Origin of the sequence: Janthinobacterium sp. PAMC25594, from assembly GCF_019443505.1 — a bacterium.
Taxonomy (GTDB): domain Bacteria; phylum Pseudomonadota; class Gammaproteobacteria; order Burkholderiales; family Burkholderiaceae_D; genus Janthinobacterium.
Map to the genome: position 1 here is coordinate 4,331,038 of NZ_CP080377.1, position 16,947 is coordinate 4,347,984.

A 16,947-nucleotide genomic window follows, 5' to 3' on the forward strand; every position below is an offset into this window, starting at 1 on the left:
TTGGATTGCACCATGACCACCACCCAAGTGCGCGCCGCCTGCCCGCTCGACTGCCCCGATACCTGCGCCCTCTTGGTCACGGTGACCGATGGGGTGGCAACAGCCGTCAAGGGCGATCCAGACCACCCGACCACGGCTGGCGTGCTGTGCACCAAGGTGTCGCGCTTCACGGAACGCACCTACCATGCGGACCGGCTGCTGCATCCGCTGCGCCGCGTGGGCAAGAAGGGGGAGGGAAAGTTCGAGCGCATCAGCTGGGAAGAAGCATTGCAGACCATCGCGGCGCGCTTGAAACCGATCGCCGCGCGCGATCCGCAGGCGATCTTGCCGTACAGCTACTGCGGCACCATGGGCCTGGTGCAGGGCGAGTCGATGTCGTCGCGCTTTTTCAACCAGCTCGGTGCCTCCCTGCTGGACCGCACCATCTGCGCCTCGGCCGGCGCCACGGGCTACCGCTACACGGTGGGTGCCAGCATCGGCACGGACCTGGAACAGTTCCAGAATGCGAAATTGATCATCATCTGGGGTGGCAACCCGATCGCCTCGAACCTGCACTTCTGGATGCGCGCCCAGGAAGCCAAGCGCAATGGCGCCACCCTGATCGCCATCGACCCGTATCGCTCGCTGACGGCCGAAAAATGCCACCAGCATATCGCCTTGCTGCCGGGTACCGATGCAGCCCTCGCGCTGGGCTTGATGCATGTCTTGATCACGGAAAACCTGGTTGACCAGGACTATATCGACCGCTACACCGTGGGCTATGCGGAACTCAAACAGCGGGCCCTGGAGTGGCCACCCGAGCGTGTGGCCGAGGTGTGCGGCATCACGGCCACGGAAGTGGTGGACTTGGCGCGCCTGTACGGCCGGGCGTGCCGTTCTGGCGAGGGCGCCGCCATCCGTACCAACTACGGCGTGCAGCGCGTGCATGGCGGCGGCATGGCGGTGCGCAATATCGCCTGCCTACCGGCCCTGACGGGCGCCTGGCGCCATCCAGCGGGCGGCATGCAGCTGTCGAGCTCGGGTTCCTTTCCCGTCAACCGCAAGGCCCTGCAGCGCCCTGATTTGCTCAAAGGCACGCCGCGCACCATCAACATGAGCACCATCGGCGACGATTTGCTGAAAACCAACTCGCCCGAGTTCGGCCCGCAAGTGGAAGCCGTCATCGTCTACAACTCGAACCCGCTGGCGGTGGCGCCCGATTCCTCGAAAGTGGCGCAGGGCTTTGCCCGCGAAGACTTGTTTACGGTCGTGCTCGAACATTTCCAGACGGACACCGTCGACTACGCCGACATCGTGCTGCCCGCCACCACGCAGCTGGAGCACGTCGATGCGCACTCCACCTACGGCCATTTGTACATGATGGCGAACAATGCGGCCGTGGCGCCGCTGGGCGAAGCGAAGGCGAATACGGAAATCTTCCGCCTGCTGGCCCAATACATGGGCTTTGATGATCCGTGCTTCCAGGAAAGCGACGATGCGCTGGCGGCCAAGGCCTTCGATGCGACGGATGCGCGCGCCGTGCATTTCGACTGGGAATCGCTGAAACGCAAGGGCTGGCAAAAGCTGGCCATGCCCGAGGCACCCTTTGCCGAGGGCGGTTTCCCCACGCCATCGGGCAAGTGCGAGTTGTATTCGGAAGCCATGGCGCAGGCGGGACTCGATCCCTTGCCGACGTATATCGCACCGCACGAATCACCGGCCAGCAATCCCGCGCTGGCGGCGCGCTACCCGCTGGCCATGATTTCGCCGCCGGCGCGCAATTTCCTCAATTCCACCTTTGTCAACGTGAAAAGCCTGCGCGCGGCAGAGGGCGAGCCGCACCTCGATATCCATCCCGAGGATGGCGCCGCGCGCGGCATCGCGGCCGGCGACATGGTGCGCATCTTCAATGACCGTGGCAGCTTTGTGGCCAAGGCCAGGGTGACGGACAAGGCGAGAAAAGGCCTGGTGGTGGGCTTGTCCGTGTGGTGGAAGAAACTCGCCAGCGATGGCAAGAACGCCAATGAAGTGACGAGCCAGCGCCTGACGGACATGGGCCGCGCGCCGACCTTCTACGATACGCTGGTCGAAGTGGAAAAGGTTGCCTGACATGCTGCGCTGGCCAGCCCGCTTGCTTGTCGGCATGCTGTGCCTGTCGCTGGGCGGCTGCACGCAGCTGCGCTACTACACGCAGGCGGCGCAGGGGCAATATGCCTTGTGGTCCGGCGCGCGGCCCATCGGCGACTGGCTCGATGACCCGGCCACCGAACCGCGCCTGAAAGTACGCCTGGCCAGGGCGCAGCAGATCCGCCGCTTTGCCGTCAGCGAGCTGGACTTGCCCGACAATGGCAGCTACAAGAACTACGCGGCCCTGCGGCGCCCGTTCGTGTTGTGGAACGTGGTGGCCACGCCGGAACTGTCGCTGCAGCCGCTGCAATGGTGTTTTCCCGTCGCCGGCTGTGTCAGCTATCGTGGCTATTACAGCAAGGAAGAGGCGCTCGCGTATGCCGACGAGTTGCGCGCGCAGCATTACGACGTGCAGGTGGGCGGCGTGCCCGCGTATTCCACCTTGGGCTGGTTCGACGATCCCTTGCTGTCGACCTTTATCAATTACAACGATGCGGAACTGGCGCGCCTGATCTTCCATGAACTGGCGCACCAGGTGGTCTACGTGCCCGGCGATTCGGCCTTCAACGAATCGTTTGCCGGTGCTGTGGAAGAGGCGGGCGTGCAGCGCTGGCTGGCGCGCGAGGGCAATGACGCCATGCGCGCGTCATACGCCCAGTATGCGAGGCGGCGCCAGGACTTCCTGGCCTTGCTGCTGACATACCGGGGGAAGCTGGAGGCCGTGTATGCGAGCGACGCCAGCGAGGCGGACAAGCGCGCGCGCAAGGCGCAGGTATTTGCGGCATTGCAAGCCGCGTATCAGGTGCTCAAGCAAAACTGGGGTGGTTTTGCCGGTTACGACCGCTGGTTCGAGCAGCCATTGAGCAATGCGCACCTCGCTTCCGTGTCGACCTACAATGAATTTTTGCCTGCCTTCAAAAAATTGCTGGAAGAAAAAAAGAACTTTCGTGCTTTTTATGCTGCAGTGCACACAATGGCCCAGATCAAGAAGCCTGAGCGCAGGCATGCGCTGGAACAATTGTCCAGCCCCTGACCCGTAAAGATTGTCCCGTACGGCGAGGCAAGCGATTCGGTAACAGTGTATTTATCATGCTGCAATGCAGCATAAAAAGGCCCTAGAGTTGCTGCTCGAATACTGTTGAAAGCGCTTGCATGGAAGCGCGGCGCCCGATAGCATCGCATTAGTAGCATAGAGCAATTGCTCGTCAGAATGCTCAAACTGACTGCAGGACGACAGAATCCGCAGCGATGATCCGCGCCGGCAGGCTGCGCCGGCTCCCCCACGATTATTCGAGACAAGAGGCACAGGATGGAAAAAATTTGGCTGAAGTCGTATCCTCCCGGCGTTCCCGCCGACATCGATCCTGATCAATATCGTTCGCTGGTGCATTTGCTGGAAGAAGCGTTTCAAAAATATGCGGACCGCAATGCCTATGTCTGCATGGACAAATTTCTCACCTATGCCGAACTCGACACCTATTCGCGCCAGCTGGGTGGCTGGCTGCAAAGCCGTGGCTTGAAAAAGGGGGCCAGAGTCGCCCTGATGATGCCGAACGTGCTGCAGTATCCGGTGGCCATTGCCGCCGTGCTGCGCGCCGGTTACACGGTGGTCAACGTCAACCCGCTGTACACGCCGCGCGAACTCGAGCACCAGCTCAACGATTCGGGCAGCGAAGCGATCATCGTGCTGGAAAACTTCGCCCATACACTCGAACAAGTGTTGAGCAAGACGGCCATCAAGCACATCGTCGTCGCCAGCATGGGCGAGATGCTCGGTGGTTTGAAGGGCATGCTCGTCAATTTTGTCGTGCGCAACGTCAAGAAGATGGTGCCCGCGTATTCCTTGCCGAACGCCATGCGTTTCAAGCAGGCGCTGGCGTTGGGCAGCCGCATGAAACTCACGCCCGTCGAGCTGAGCATCCACGACGCTGCTTTCTTGCAATACACGGGTGGCACGACGGGCGTGTCAAAAGGTGCGACCTTGAGCCACCGCAATGTGATCGCCAATGTGCTGCAGAGCGAAGCGTGGTCGGGCGCGGCGCTCGATCCGAACAGCCGCGAGCAGCTGATCATCGTCTGCGCCTTGCCGCTGTACCATATCTTTGCCCTGACGGCGTGCGCCATGTGGGGCACGCGCGTGGGCGCCCTGAATATCCTGATCCCCAATCCGCGCGATATCCCGGGCCTGATCAAGGAACTGGGCAAGTACAAGTTCAACCTGTTGCCGGCGGTCAATACGCTGTATAACGCGCTGGTGAACCACCCCGATTTCGCCAGGCTCGATTTCTCGGGCTTGAAGATCGCCAATGGCGGCGGCATGGCGGTGCAGCAAGCCGTCAATGACAAATGGCTGCAAGCGACGGGCGTGTCCATCATCGAAGGCTATGGCTTGTCGGAAACGTCGCCCGTCGCCACCTGCAACCGCGCCGACAGCACGGTGTTTTCCGGCACCATCGGCTTGCCGATTCCGTCGACCGAGATTGCGATTCTCGACGATGACGGCAAGGAAGTGCCGCTGGGCCAGACGGGCGAGATCGCCATCCGTGGTCCGCAAGTGATGAGCGGCTACTGGAACCGTCCCGATGAAACGGCCAAGGTCATGACGCCGGATGGCTACTTCAAATCGGGCGACGTGGGCATCATGGATGAACGCGGCTACGTGAAGATCGTCGACCGCAAGAAAGACATGATTCTCGTCTCCGGCTTCAACGTGTATCCGAACGAAGTCGAAGCCGTTATCGCAGCCCATCCGGGCGTGCTCGAGTGCGCCTGTGTGGGCGTGCCCGATGAGCATTCGGGTGAAGCCGTGAAAGTGTTTGTCGTGCGCAAGGACCCGAACCTGACGCAGGCAGTGCTGGCCGCGTATTGCAAGGAACAATTCACGGGCTACAAGCGGCCGAAATACATCGAGTTCCGCGATGAACTGCCGAAGACCAACGTCGGCAAGATTTTGCGTCGCGCCCTGCGTGACGAAAAAAAGATAGCAGCATAAACAATGTGGATGCGCCAGGAGGCGCATCCCTTTTACAGATAAAGATGAGGCGAGATGGACAAGATTTGGTTGAAGTCGTACCCGGACGGCGTTCCCGCAGAGATTGATTGCACGCAATACCGTTCCGTGACGCATTTGTTGGAAGAGTCGTTCCAGAAATATGCGGACCGCAATGCTTTCGTGTGCATGGATAAATTCCTCACCTACCGCGAGCTCGATCAGCTGTCGCAGCAGATGGGCGCCTGGCTGCAAAGCAAGGGCCTGAAGACGGGCGCGCGCGTGGCGATCATGCTGCCGAACGTGCTGCAGTATCCGGTGGCCATGGCGGCGATTTTGCGCGCCGGCTACACGGTGGTGAACGTCAACCCGCTGTACACGCCGCGTGAATTGCAGCACCAGCTGATCGACTCGGGCAGCGAAGCGATCATCGTGCTGGAAAACTTCGCCACCACGGTGGAGCAGGTGTTGCCGCATACCCAGGTCAAGCACGTGATCGTTGCCACCATGGGCGATTTGCTGGGCGGTTTAAAAGGCACGATCGTCAATTTCGTCGTGCGCAAGATCAAGAAAATGGTGCCCGCGTTTTCCTTGCCGGGCGCCATCAGTTTCAACAAGATGCTGGCCGAAGGTGCGCGCCTGACCTTGCAGCCCGTGCAGCAGGGGCATGACGATATCGTCTTCCTGCAATACACGGGAGGCACGACGGGCGTGTCGAAGGGCGCGATGCTGTTGCACCGTAACGTGATCGCCAACGTGCTGCAGAACGAGGCGTGGATGTCGCCCGTGATGACGCCTGAAATGCGCGCCACCTCGATGGGCTTCATGTGCGCCTTGCCCCTGTATCACATCTATTCGCTGACGGTCAGCGCCCTGATGGGCATGCGCCTGGGCGGCATGTGCGTGCTGATTCCGAATCCGCGCGACATTCCCGGTTTCGTCAAGGAATTGTCCAAGCACAAGATCGTCGTTTTCCCGGCCGTCAACACTTTATATAACGCGCTGCTGAACAATGCCGACTTTGCCAAGCTCGATTTCTCCTGCTACAAGGTGTGCAATGGCGGCGGCATAGCCCTGCAGCGCAACGTAGCCGAACGCTGGCTGAAACTGACGGGCTGCCCTCTGATCGAAGGCTATGGCATGTCGGAAACATCGCCCGTGGTGACGGGCAACCGTGTCGATATCACGGAATTCACCGGCACCATCGGCTTGCCTTTCCCGTCGACGGAAGTGGCGATCCTGAACGACGACGGCGTGGAAGTGCCGCTGGGCGAACCGGGCGAAATCGCCGTGCGCGGCCCGCAAGTGATGGCCGGCTACTGGCAGCGTCCGGACGAGACGGCCAAGTCGATGACGGCGGACGGCTACTTCAAGACGGGCGACGTGGGCGTCATGGACGAGCGCGGCTATGTAAAAATCGTGGACCGCAAGAAAGACATGATTATCGTCTCCGGCTTCAACGTGTATCCGAATGAAGTGGAAGACGTTGTGTCATCGTGCCCGGGCGTGCTCGAATGCGCGTGCATCGGCGTGCCGGACGCCAACGCGGGCGAAGCCGTGAAAGTGTTTGTCGTGCGCAAGGATCCGAACCTGACGGTGGAACAGATCCGCGAGCATTGCAAGCATGAATTGACGGCCTACAAGAAACCGAAATATATCGAGTTCCGCGATGAATTGCCGAAAACCAACGTCGGCAAGATCTTGCGCCGTCAATTGCGCGACGAAAAGAAGGTTGCCTAGGCTTTAACTCTGCAAGCCCGCCTTGCCGTCCTGGACGGTAAAGCGGGCCAGTGTCGTGATGCCGGATGCACTATCGCGCACATTCTCCAGGCCCTGGAACAGGGTCGTCGTTTTCTCTGGCGTGATTTCCATCAACATATAGCCGCGCTTGTCGCTGCGTCCGTAGCGGATGTGCGGGTTCATCGCCACATACTGCTCGGTGCGCGCCTGCGGGCGCGAGCTGGACGTGATGGAGGTACCGCAAAACTCGGTCGCCAGCACGGGATTATCCTTGCCGGTGGGGCGCATGGCGTTGCGGCTCAGTTCCGTCGCATAAAAGGTATGCACGTCGCCCGACAGCACCAGCGGGTTGCTGGCCTGGCTGCTGCGCAGCGCGTCGAGCAGGTGCTGGCGCGCCATCGGATAACCGTCCCAGCCATCGGTCCAGATGCGCTCGTCGCCGGGCCGCACGATGGGCACCTGGCTAGCTTGCGCCATCAGGGTTTGCTGGGCCAAAATGTTCCAGCGCGCGGGAGAATCATCGAGACCGGTTTGCAGCCAGCGCTGCTGCTCCTCGCCCAGCATGGTGCGGCCGGGTTTGCGCAAGTCGGGACAGTGGCGCGTGGTGACGGAATTGGAGCCGCCGCGGCCCGGCTTGGCGCAGGCGTGGTATGCGCGGTATTGCCGGTCATCCAGCACGTGGAAGCGCGCCAGGCGGCCCCAGTCATAGCGCTGGTAGATGCGCATGTCGACAAAGCCGCGTCGCCCCAGCGGCAGCAGGCGTAGCGGCATGTGTTCATAAAACGCCTGGTAGGCGGCCGCGCGGCGCTGCAAAAAGGTGGGCGTGAGCAATTCGTCGCGGTCGTTGCCGTAATCGTTGGCCACTTCATGGTCATCCCAGGTGACGATCCATGGCGCGGCCAGGTGCGCGCCCTGCAAGTCCTGGTCGCTCTTGTATTGCGCATAGCGGGCGCGGTAGTCGTCCAGGGTAAAGCTTTCGTGCGTGCGCATGGCCCGGCTCGGGTGTTGCAGCTGGTATGGCCCCCATTCATAAATGTAATCGCCGAGAAAGGCCACCAGGTCCGGCGCCGCCGCCGCGATGTGCCGGTGCGCCGCATACGCGCCGAATTCCCAGTGCTGGCACGAGGCGACTGCCAGTTTCAGCGAGGCAGGCATGGAGCCGGGCTCGGGCGCCGTGCGCGTGCGGCCCACGGGGCTGACGGCGTCGCCAAAGATAAAACGGTACCAGTACCAGCGTCCTGGCGCCAGGCCGCCCACATCCACATGCACGCTGTGCGCGAGGGTTGGCATGGCCGTGGCTTGCCCTTTGGCGGTGATGCGCCGGAAAGCCTCGTCTTCGGCCACTTCCCAGCGCACGTTCAGGGCGATGGCGGGCGTGGCGGCTGCCTGCAGCGGGTCGTAGCAAATGCGCGTCCACAGCACGACGGCGTCCGGCAAGGGCGAGCCGGAAGCGACGCCGAGCGCAAACGGATAGCCGGTGCCGTTCAGGCGCGTGGCGGCGCTCGCGCTGGAGCCGGACAGCACACTGCCGGCGGCGGCCAGCGCCGTGATGCGCGCAGCGCTCTGCAGAAAGATGCGGCGCTGGCTATCCATGGTGTGGAATTATTGCGACAGTCAAGACGACAATAAGGTCTCGATCGGCGGTACCTTGCGCGGCTTGCGGTCGGAGTCCGTCGCCACGTAGATCAGGGTCGCTTCCGTGACTTTCACGATGCACGCCTGCAGGCGGTTGCGCTCGGCATACACCTCGACATTGACGGTGATCGAAGTATTGCCCACCTTGACGATTTCGGCGTAGAAGGACAGCAGATCGCCGACGAAGACGGGATTTTTGAAGATGAAGGAATTGACGGCGATGGTGGCGACACGGCCGTTGGCGCGCCGCGTGGCCGGCAGGGAGCCGGCGATATCGACTTGCGCCATGATCCAGCCGCCGAACACGTCGCCGTACACATTGGCGTCGGACGGCGCGGGCATCATGCGCAATTCCGGCATTTTTCCGGCGGGCAGGCCGGAGGCGAGGCAGTTATCAGGACGGTCGGGGGAGGTGCTCATCTTTTATTCTCATGAAAGGCTACAATTGCCCCGATTGAACCATAAAAAGCCGACCTTCGCCATGCGCCGTTCCCAGACTCCCCCTCCGCCCCGCTCGCCAGCCTCCGCCAGCCACAGCGATTTCGCCACCATCAAGACCTTGCTGCCGTATCTATGGGTCTACAAATGGAGAGTATTGCTGGCGCTGCTATGCCTGGTGGGCGCCAAGCTGGCCAACGTGGGCGTGCCCCTGATCCTGAAAAAACTCGTCGACGCCATGACGATCACGGCGGCGCATCCGCAAGCGCTGCTGGTGCTGCCGGTCGGCTTGCTGGTGGCCTACGGCTTGCTGCGCCTGTCGACCACCCTGTTTACCGAGCTGCGCGAATTCCTGTTCGCGCGCGTCACGCAGCGGGCCGTGCGCACCATCGCGCTGCAAGTGTTCCGCCACCTGCATGCCTTGTCGTTGCGTTTTCATTTGAACCGCCAGACGGGCGGCATGACGCGCGATATCGAACGGGGCACGCGCAGTGTCGGCTCGCTCATTTCCTATACCTTGTTCAATATCCTGCCGACCTTGGTGGAAATCACCCTCGTGCTCGGCTATCTGGTTTTGCATTACGACATCTGGTTCAGCGTGATCACGACGGTGGCGCTGGTGTCCTACATCGCGTTTACCGTCTTGGTGACGAACTGGCGCACGCATTTCCGCCGCACCATGAATGACCTCGACTCGAAGGCGAATACCAAGGCCATCGATTCGCTGATCAACTATGAAACCGTGAAATATTTCGGCAACGAGGATTATGAGGCGAAGCGCTACGACGAAGGCTTGCAGCGCTATGAATCGGCGGCCGTCAAATCGCAGACTTCCTTGTCCCTGCTCAATACGGGCCAGTCGCTGATCATCGCCACGGCCGTCACCCTGATCCTGTGGCGCGCCACGGTGGGCGTGATCAACGGCAGCATGACCCTGGGCGACCTGGTGCTGGTGAACGCCTTCATGATCCAGCTGTATATTCCGCTCAATTTCCTGGGCGTCATTTACCGCGAAATCAAGCAAAGCCTGGCCGACATGGAGCGCCTGTTTTCCCTGCTGAACGAAAACCGCGAAATCGCCGACACGCCGGACGCCAAGCCGCTCGTCACGCGGGGCGCGGCCGTGCGCTTTGCGCATGTGAATTTCAGCTATGAAGCCAAGCGGCAAATCCTGTTCGACGTGGATTTCCAGATTCCCGCCGGCACCACGACGGCCGTGGTGGGCCACAGCGGCTCGGGCAAGTCGACCCTGTCGCGTTTGCTGTTCCGCTTCTACGAAGTCGATGGCGGCGGCATCACCATCGATGGCCAGGACTTGCGCAATATCACGCAGGATTCCCTGCGCGCGGCCATCGGCATCGTGCCGCAGGACACGGTGCTGTTCAACGACACCATCGAATACAACATCGCCTATGGCAAGCCGGGCGCCAGCAAGGACGCCATCGTGGCGGCCGCGAAAGCGGCATCGATCCATGATTTTATTGAAAGCTTGCCAGATGGCTACAATTCCATGGTGGGCGAGCGGGGCTTGAAACTGTCGGGCGGCGAAAAGCAGCGCGTGGCGATTGCCCGCACCTTGCTGAAGGACCCGGCCATCCTGATTTTCGATGAAGCGACATCGGCGCTCGACTCCAAGGCCGAGCAGGCGATCCAGTCGCAACTGAAGGAAATCGCCAAAAACCGCACCACCCTGGTCATTGCGCACCGCCTGTCGACGGTGGCCGACGCCCAGCAAATCCTGGTGCTTGACCATGGCCGCATCGTCGAGCGGGGCACGCATCCGCAATTGCTGGCGCTTGACGGCTTGTATGCGCAGATGTGGCAACGCCAGCAGGCGAATCGGGACGATGAGGCGCAAGAGGACGATGCGCTGGCGGGGCTGGCGCGGGCAAAATAAATCGGCGGCGGACAATCAGTAGGAAAAATGCTACAGCCGCGCTGATTCCGGCGCGCGTATAGCGCCTATTTGACGGCAATCGCAGAAAACGGCTGGTTCGGCGCTGAAAATGAAATAAAATTAATGCTATTGGTGGCGTTTGCACCACAGTTGTTTCGTCCGGCTTTGTATCCGGTTTGTCCGTCCAGGAGAATTTATGAAATTGACCAAAATCATCGCCACGCTGCTCAGCGTCGGCGTCATCAGCAGCATGTCGCCAGTCCAGGCTCAGGAATTGACCGGCACCTTGGCCAAGATCAAGAAAGCCGGTTCCGTCACCCTCGGCGTGCGCGACGGCTCCGTGCCCTTCTCCTATCTTGATGACAAGCAGCAATACCAGGGTTATTCGATCGACCTGTGCATGAAAGTCGTCACGGCCCTGCAAAAGCACCTGGGCCTGACCGAACTGAAAGTGGTGATGAGCCCCGTCACGTCGGCCAACCGCATCCCGCTGATGGCCAACGGCACCATCGACCTCGAATGCGGCTCGACCACGAACAATCTGGAGCGCCAGCAGCAGGTGGCGTTCGCCCCCACCATGTTCGTCATCGGCAACCGCGTGCTGTCGAAAAAAACCTCGAACATCAAGACGCTGGAAGACTTGCGCGGCAAGACCCTGGTGGCCACGGCCGGCACGTCGACCATCAAGCAGATGACGATTTTGAACAAGGAAAAGAACCTGGGCATGACGATTGCCGTCGGCAAGGATCATCCTGAGTCGTTCCTGATGCTGGAAACGGGCCGCGCGGTGGCCGAGGCCAACGACGACATCCTGCTGGCGTCGCAAGTGGCCAACTCGAAAAACCCGAACGACTACGAAATCACCAAGGAAGCGCTGTCGGTCGAGCCGTACGGCATCATGCTGCGCAAGGGCGACCCGGCCTTCAAGAAAGTGGTCGACGATGCGCTGATCCGCCTGTACAAGAGCGACGACATCAACCGCATTTATGCGAAATGGTTTACCTCGCCAATTCCTCCGAAAAACATCAACCTGAAATTCCCCATGCCGCCGCAATTGAAGGCCGTGTTTGCGAATCCGACCGATTCGGGCGACCCGGCCGCGTATGCGGCCGTGCCCGAAGCGCAGAAGACATCGGACAAACGGAAGAAGTAACAAGAGTGCGTAACAAATCGGGGGGCGCAAGCCTCCCGGTTTCATTTGCGGGGTAGGCGGCTGGCCGCTTTCCTTGAGCTGCATGGAAGGATGATCATGAATTACAACTGGAATTGGCGCATCTTCTGGGAGATGTCCCCTGATGGCGTGGGCACGTATATGGATACCCTGTGGTCCGGCCTGGTGTGGACCCTGGCCACGGCCGGTGCGGCCTGGATCATGGCCTTGATCCTGGGCCTGGTGATCGGCACCGTCCGTACCCTGCCGAACAAATGGCTGGTGGGCCTGGCCAATGCGTATGTGGAATTGTTCCGCAATGTGCCGCTGCTGGTGCAGATGTTCCTGTGGTATTTCGTCATGCCGGAATTGCTGCCACCGGACCTGGGCGCCTGGGTCAAGTCGCTGCCGAACGCACCGTTCGTCACGGCCGTGCTGTGCCTGGGCTTTTTCACCTCCTCGCGCGTGGCCGTGCAGGTGACGACGGGCATCGAGGCGCTGCCGCGCGGGCAGAAACTGGCCGGCACGGCGCTGGGCCTGACCCTGCCGCAAACCTACCGTTTCATCTTGCTGCCGATGGCCGCGCGCGTCATCATGCCGCCGCTGACCAGCGAATTTTTGAACATCATCAAGAACAGTTCCGTGGCATTGACGATCGGCCTGATCGAACTGACGGCCAGCGCGCGCGCCATCCAGGAGTTTTCCTTCCAGGTGTTCGAGGCGTTTTCGGCTGCCACCATCATCTACGTCGTCGTCAACCTGCTGGTGGTGGTGCTGATGCACCTGATCGAGAAAAAGGTCGCCATCCCGGGCTTCATCGTCGCCGGCGCCAAGACGGGAGGACACTGACATGTTAGGTAACTTCGATTTCGATGTCATCTCCCGTTCGTGGGTTTACCTGTTCCAGACCGGCATGGTCTTCACCCTGAAACTGACGGCGCTGGCCATGGTGGGCGGCATCGTGCTGGGCACACTGCTGGCGCTGATGCGCCTGTCCAGCAACCGCCTCATCTCGGGCGTGGCATCGAGCTACGTCAACCTGATACGCTCGATCCCGCTGGTGCTGGTGATTTTCTGGTTCTACTTCCTGGTACCGTACATCGCCGCCTGGGTCATCGGCGCGAACGAACCCGTGAAAGTGGGCGCATTTTCTTCCGCGCTGATCACCTTCATCATGTTCGAGGCGGCCTACTATTGCGAGATCATGCGCAGCGGCATACAGTCGATTCCCCGCGGCCAGGTATGGGCCGGCCAGGCGCTGGGCATGAACTACGCGCAGACCATGGGCAGCATCGTGCTGCCGCAGGCCTTCCGCAACATGATCCCCGTGCTGCTGACGCAGACCATCGTGCTGTTCCAGGACGTGTCGCTCGTGTACGTGTTGTCGATCCCCGATTTCGTCGGCGCCGCCTCGAAAATCGCGCAGCGCGACGGCCGCCTGGTGGAAATGTACGTGTTTGTCGCCGTCGTGTATTTCGTGCTGTGCTATGCCTTGTCGTTCCTGGTAAAACGCCTGCAGAAACGCGTCGCCATCATTCGCTAACCGTAAAAGAAAGAACAAGATGATTGAACTCAATAACGTCAGCAAATGGTATGGCCAGTTCCAGGTACTGACCGATTGCACCACCGAGGTCGCCAAGGGCGACGTGATGGTCATTTGCGGCCCTTCCGGCTCCGGCAAGTCGACCCTGATCAAGACCGTCAACGGCCTCGAACCGATACAGCAGGGGCAGATTATCGTCGACGGCATCAGCGTCAACGATCCGAAAACGAATTTGTCGAAACTGCGCGCGCGCATCGGCATGGTGTTCCAGAATTTCGAGCTGTTCCCGCATCTGTCGATCCGCGAAAACCTGACCATCGGCCAGATCAAGGTGCTCGGTCGCAGCGCCGACGAAGCCAATGCCAAGGGCTTGAAATACCTGGACCGCGTGGGCCTGCTGTCGCAGCAGGACAAGTTTCCGGGCCAGCTGTCGGGCGGCCAGCAGCAGCGCGTGGCGATCGCCCGCGCGCTGTCGATGGACCCGATCGCCATGCTGTTCGACGAGCCCACGTCGGCGCTCGATCCGGAAATGATCAACGAGGTGCTCGACGTGATGGTGGGCCTGGCGCAGGAAGGCATGACGATGATGGTCGTCACCCATGAAATGGGTTTTGCCAGGCGCGTGGCCAACCGCATCGTCTTCATGGACCAGGGCAAGATCATCGAGGATTGCAGCAAGGATGACTTCTTCAACACCACGCGCTCGGACCGCGCGCGCGATTTCCTCGCCAAGATCATCCATTAATTTTTCATTTTTTGAAGTTGAGTACGGATGCCTGACATGAAACACATCGCCGGCGCCATGCTGGCGCTTGGCCTGCTCGCGCATGCCCACGCGGCCGACAGGATCGCCGTCGACATCGCCCTGCGCGACGCCACCGTGATCGACGTTGCCGCCGGTAGCGTCGTCAAGGGCAAGACCGTGCTGCTCAAGGGCGACAGCATCGTCGCCGTCGTCGATGACGCGCAGCTGCGCCGCTACGCGCCGAAGCGGACCATCCGCCTGCCCGGCAAATACCTGATGCCGGGCCTGTGGGATACGCACGTGCATTTCGGCGGCGGCCCCGAGCTGATCGACGAGAACAAGCAGCTGCTGCCCTTGTACCTGGCGCACGGCATCACCACGGTGCGCGACTGCTCGGGCGACTTGCCCGACACGGTGCTGGCATGGCGCCGGCAGATCAACGCGGGCCAGCTGCAAGGCCCGACGATCTTTACCTCTGGCGCCAAGCTCGAAGGCCTCAAGCCGCTGTGGAAGGGCACCATCGAAGTGGGCACGCCGCAGGAGGTCACGCGCGCGCTGGACGGCCTGCAGGCGCAGCAGGTCGACTTCGTGAAGATCACGGAAAACACCCTGAAACCGGAGCTGTACCTGGAAGCGCTGCGCCAGGCGCGCGAACGGGGCATGCGCACTTCGGGCCATATCCCCGTGCAGCTGACGCTGGAGCAGATGGCCGATGCGGGCCTGGGCACGATCGAACATCAATCGTACCTGCTGCGCGCCACCACGCCGCGCGAGCAGGAGCTGACGGACAAGGTGGCCGCCGGCGCGATGACGGGCAAGGAAGCCATGCACGCCAGCGTGCAAAGCTACGACGAACCGACGGCGCGCAAGGCCTTCAGCTACCTGGCCGCGCGCGGCACGGCCATCGTGCCGACCCTGTGGGGTTCGCGCGTGACGGCTTACCTGGACCGCGAAGACCACACGCACGATCCGGCCCTGCAATACATCGGCAAGGGCTTGCGCGCCACCTACGACTGGCGCGTGCAGCGCGCCGCCAAGGATGGCCCGGAAGCGATCGCGCAGCGCCATGCGCAGTTCGAGCAATCGGCCAAGCTGCTGCCGATTTTGCAGCAGCAGGGCGTGAGCATCATCGCCGGCACCGATGCGGGCTTTTTGAATTCCTTCGACTATCCGGGCCAGGCCCTGCACGATGAAATCGGCCTGTACGTGCAGTACGGCCTGACGCCGCAGCAAGCCTTGCAGTCGGCCGTCATCAACGGCCCCCGCTTCCTTGGCAAGCTGGACCGCTACGGCAGCGTGGCGGCCGGCAAGGCGGCCGATTTGCTGGTGCTCGACGCGAACCCGCTGCAGGACATCAAAGCCACGCGCCGGATCCGCCTGGTGGTCAGCCGTGGCCATGTGTACGACCGCGCCGCGCTGGACCGGATGCTGGCCGAACTGCGCGCCTGGGTGGCGCAGCAGGAAGCGGCGCCGGCCAAGTCCTGATTTTCTTCGTTCTTTTAGTAAAAACGGCCGGGTGATACCGGCCGTTTTGCCGTCTCCCGGCCAGCATGCACCGGCTCTCCCGCCCGGCGGGACGGTCCCGCGGCTGGTAAAATGGCGTTATTCGCAATGACCGCCTGAGAGCAGCCGCCATGTCCACACTCGATCACACCCCAGCCGCCGTTCCATCCTCCATCACCATCACCCGTCCGGATGACTGGCATCTGCACCTGCGCGACGGCGCCGTCATGGCCAGCGTGCTGCCGCACAGCGCGCGCCAGTTCGGCCGCGCCATCGTCATGCCGAACCTGAAACCGCCCGTCACCACCACGGCCGATGCCAGCGCCTACCGCGAGCGCATCCTGGCCGCCGTGCCGGAGGGTGTGAACTTCGATCCGCTGATGGTGCTGTACCTGACGAACAACACCTCGCCCGACGAAATCCGCCGCGCGCAGGACAGCGGCATCGTGCAGGCTGTGAAGCTGTATCCGGCCGGCGCCACGACGAATTCCGACCTGGGCGTGACGGATCTGAAGAATTGCTACAAGGTGCTCGAAGTGATGCAGGTAGTGGGCATGCCCTTCCTTGTGCACGGTGAAGTGACGGACCCGGAGATCGACATTTTCGACCGCGAAGCCGTCTTCATCGAGCGCGTGATGCGCCCGCTGCGCAGCGCCTTCCCGGCCCTGTCCGTGGTGTTCGAGCACATCACCACCAAGGATGCGGCGCAGTACGTGGCCGAAGCGGAAGGCCCGATCGCCGCCACCATCACGGCGCATCATTTGCTGTACAACCGCAACGAGATTTTCAAGGGCGGCATCCGTCCCCATTACTACTGCCTGCCCATCCTCAAGCGCGAAGAGCACCGCCTGGCGCTGATGACGGCGGCCGCCAGCGGCGACGAGCGCTTCTTCCTCGGCACCGATTCGGCGCCGCATGCGCAAGGCGCCAAGGAAATGGCTTGCGGCTGCGCCGGTTGCTATACGGCCCTGCACGCGATGGAAATGTATGCGGAAGCGTTCGAACGGGCTGGCGCGCTCGATAAACTGGAAGCGTTCGCCAGCTTCCATGGCCCGGCCTTCTACGGCGTGCCGCGCAACACGGACAGCATCACCTTGAAGCGCGAAAGCTGGACCTTGCCAGCCTCGCTGCCACTGGGCGACAGCCATGTGATTCCGCTCAACGCGGGCGAGCAGATCAACTGGAAAATGGTCTAAGCGTT

Annotated in this window: 13 protein-coding genes; 11 read left to right on the plus strand and 2 right to left on the minus strand. The window is 61.6% G+C overall.

What is annotated here, in order from left to right:
- The first annotated feature begins 12 nt into the window (after window positions 1-12).
- The 4 genes from KY494_RS19405 to KY494_RS19420 all read left to right on the plus strand — a co-directional run bounded on the left by KY494_RS19405 (window position 13) and on the right by KY494_RS19420 (window position 6,835).
- Window positions 13-2,088: a molybdopterin-dependent oxidoreductase gene (locus KY494_RS19405; protein WP_219887897.1), complete on the plus strand. Its 2,076-nt coding sequence runs from the start codon at window positions 13-15 to the stop codon at window positions 2,086-2,088.
- Between the two features lies 1 nt (window position 2,089).
- Entirely contained in the window at window positions 2,090-3,139 is a 1,050-nt protein-coding gene (locus KY494_RS19410) for an aminopeptidase (RefSeq protein WP_258194331.1), read from the plus strand.
- Window positions 3,140-3,415: 276 nt separating this feature from the next.
- Window positions 3,416-5,098 (plus strand): long-chain fatty acid--CoA ligase, encoded by a 1,683-nt coding sequence (locus tag KY494_RS19415; RefSeq protein WP_219132394.1) that lies wholly within the window; start codon window positions 3,416-3,418, stop codon window positions 5,096-5,098.
- Window positions 5,099-5,152: 54 nt separating this feature from the next.
- Entirely contained in the window at window positions 5,153-6,835 is a 1,683-nt protein-coding gene (locus KY494_RS19420) for a long-chain-fatty-acid--CoA ligase (protein ID WP_219887898.1), read from the plus strand.
- A gap of 3 nt (window positions 6,836-6,838) precedes the next feature.
- Here the strand turns inward: KY494_RS19420 and KY494_RS19425 are convergent, their stop codons facing one another.
- Window positions 6,839-8,428 (minus strand): alkaline phosphatase, encoded by a 1,590-nt coding sequence (locus KY494_RS19425; RefSeq protein ID WP_219887899.1) that lies wholly within the window; start codon window positions 8,426-8,428, stop codon window positions 6,839-6,841.
- Window positions 8,429-8,449: 21 nt separating this feature from the next.
- Complete coding sequence (locus KY494_RS19430; protein ID WP_257571963.1) at window positions 8,450-8,815, minus strand: acyl-CoA thioesterase; 366 nt, start codon at window positions 8,813-8,815, stop codon at window positions 8,450-8,452.
- A 136-nt stretch (window positions 8,816-8,951) separates the two neighbouring features.
- Between KY494_RS19430 and KY494_RS19435 the strand changes: the two genes are divergently transcribed.
- From KY494_RS19435 to pyrC, 7 genes are all read left to right on the plus strand, one after another.
- Window positions 8,952-10,805, plus strand: coding sequence for an ABC transporter ATP-binding protein/permease (locus tag KY494_RS19435; RefSeq protein WP_219887900.1), 1,854 nt, complete (start codon window positions 8,952-8,954; stop codon window positions 10,803-10,805).
- Window positions 10,806-11,001: 196 nt separating this feature from the next.
- A complete protein-coding gene (locus KY494_RS19440) occupies window positions 11,002-11,958 on the plus strand; it encodes an amino acid ABC transporter substrate-binding protein (protein WP_219132401.1) in 957 nt (318 codons plus the stop codon).
- Between the two features lie 96 nt (window positions 11,959-12,054).
- Complete coding sequence (locus tag KY494_RS19445) at window positions 12,055-12,804, plus strand: amino acid ABC transporter permease (protein ID WP_219132402.1); 750 nt, start codon at window positions 12,055-12,057, stop codon at window positions 12,802-12,804.
- A 1-nt stretch (window position 12,805) separates the two neighbouring features.
- The gene (locus KY494_RS19450; protein WP_219132403.1) at window positions 12,806-13,498 is read left to right on the plus strand and encodes an amino acid ABC transporter permease; all 693 of its coding nucleotides are present in this window, start codon (window positions 12,806-12,808) and stop codon (window positions 13,496-13,498) included.
- A gap of 19 nt (window positions 13,499-13,517) precedes the next feature.
- Window positions 13,518-14,243 (plus strand): amino acid ABC transporter ATP-binding protein, encoded by a 726-nt coding sequence (locus KY494_RS19455; protein ID WP_099761846.1) that lies wholly within the window; start codon window positions 13,518-13,520, stop codon window positions 14,241-14,243.
- A 36-nt stretch (window positions 14,244-14,279) separates the two neighbouring features.
- Window positions 14,280-15,728 (plus strand): amidohydrolase family protein, encoded by a 1,449-nt coding sequence (locus tag KY494_RS19460; protein ID WP_258194333.1) that lies wholly within the window; start codon window positions 14,280-14,282, stop codon window positions 15,726-15,728.
- Between the two features lie 149 nt (window positions 15,729-15,877).
- Window positions 15,878-16,942: a dihydroorotase gene (pyrC, locus tag KY494_RS19465; protein WP_219887902.1), complete on the plus strand. Its 1,065-nt coding sequence runs from the start codon at window positions 15,878-15,880 to the stop codon at window positions 16,940-16,942.
- The last annotated feature ends 5 nt before the right edge of the window (window positions 16,943-16,947 follow it).